Below are 1,271 nucleotides of genomic sequence, written 5' to 3'. Positions count from 1 at the left end.
GCTGATGGCTCGAGTCGACGAGTGCCTGCAGGGTCCGCTGCCGCTCGGGCGCGCCGCGCTGCGCGGACACCACCAGCCGGACGGGCGGCCGGCGCAGGCGCCGCGCCACCTCGAACGCGATCGTGCCGCCCAGGCTGTGTCCGAACAGGACCAGCGGACGCGTCTCCCCGCGGAGCTCCTCGACGATCGCGCGCGCCATCGCCACGGCGTCTCGCCACGGCTCCTCGCGGATCCGGTCCTGCCTGCCCGGGTACTGCACGAGCGTCAGCTCGACGTCCGCGGGCGCCACCGCGAGCCACGGCCGGTACGCGCTCGCCGCCCCGCCCGCGTGCGGGAGGCAGACCAGCCGGACGGCCGCCTCCGGCACCGGGCGCGGGGTCCGCAGCCAGCCCCGCGCCGCCGACCTGGCCGACAGCGGGGCCGTGCTCATCGCGCCACGATCCGCTCGATCTCGTCGGCGAGCCTGCGCACCCGGGTGGCCGCGCGGGCGGCGTCGCAGGCGGCGGCGTCGACGGCGAGGCGGATCGTCAGCCCGTCGACGGACTCCCGCAGGGTGATCACCTGCTCGTGCCCGGTGTCCGGGTCGTAGCGGGTGTCCCGGTCCGCGACCAGGCCGTCGAACGGGGGCAGCGGGGCCTCGATCCGGTGCTCGACGAGCGTCGGCGCGGGATCGTCCATGGCCTGGCTGATCGGGTCCGACCCCGCCGCGACCCGACGCAGCAGCTCGCGCGGTGTCCAGCCCGACGAACAGCAGACCGTCGCGGGCCGTTCGAAGGGCCCGACCGCCCGTCCCGATCGGAGGGAGTCCGTCCATGACCGCCACCCCGGATCTCAGCCCGGACGTCCTGCGCGACCGCGTGGTCGCCCAGCTCGAGCAGGCCCGTGTCCGCAGCACCGCGCTGACCTCGGTGGACGACACCGAGCTCGTCGCCCAGCACTCGCCCTTGATGTCGCCCCTGGTCTGGGACCTCGCGCACATCGGCAGCATGGAGGAGCTCTGGCTGGTGCGGGAGGTCGGCGGGCGGGAGGCGCTGCGGCCGGAGATCGACGGGCTGTACGACGCCTTCCAGCACTCCCGCGCCAAGCGCGTCGAGCTGCCGCTGCTCACCCCGGCCGAGGCCCGCGCGTACGTGGCCGAGGTGCGGGAGAAGGCGTTCGACGTGCTGGAGCGCCACCCGATGTCCGGCCGCAGGCTGGAGCAGGCGGGCTTCGTGTTCGGCATGATCGTGCAGCACGAGCAGCAGCACGACGAGACCATGCTCGCCACCCAC

General features: G+C 75.1%; 3 protein-coding genes. 1 reads left to right on the top strand and 2 read right to left on the bottom strand.

All coding sequences use genetic code 11. The features are described 5' to 3' along the window. Together H5J29_RS33195 and H5J29_RS33190 are read right to left on the bottom strand one after the other, a co-directional pair. Window positions 1-430, bottom strand: a 430-nt coding sequence (locus tag H5J29_RS33195; protein WP_181784834.1) for a thioesterase II family protein, incomplete at its 3' end; no start/stop codon positions are given. Beyond that, entirely contained in the window at window positions 427-678 is a 252-nt protein-coding gene (locus tag H5J29_RS33190) for a hypothetical protein (RefSeq protein WP_181784833.1), read from the bottom strand. The genes H5J29_RS33190 and H5J29_RS33195, both read right to left, overlap by 4 nt. Window positions 679-812: 134 nt before the next feature. Between H5J29_RS33190 and H5J29_RS33185 the strand changes: the two genes are divergently transcribed. Beyond that, a partial coding sequence (locus tag H5J29_RS33185) for a DinB family protein (RefSeq protein ID WP_181784832.1) occupies window positions 813-1,271 on the top strand: 459 nt, incomplete at its 3' end.

The sequence above is a fragment of the Pseudonocardia pini genome, from assembly GCF_013870575.1.
GTDB classification, from domain to species: Bacteria; Actinomycetota; Actinomycetes; order Mycobacteriales; family Pseudonocardiaceae; genus Pseudonocardia; species Pseudonocardia pini.
The sequence above is the reverse complement of the archived record's forward strand: the minus strand, read 5'-3'. Positions and strand labels throughout refer to the sequence as shown.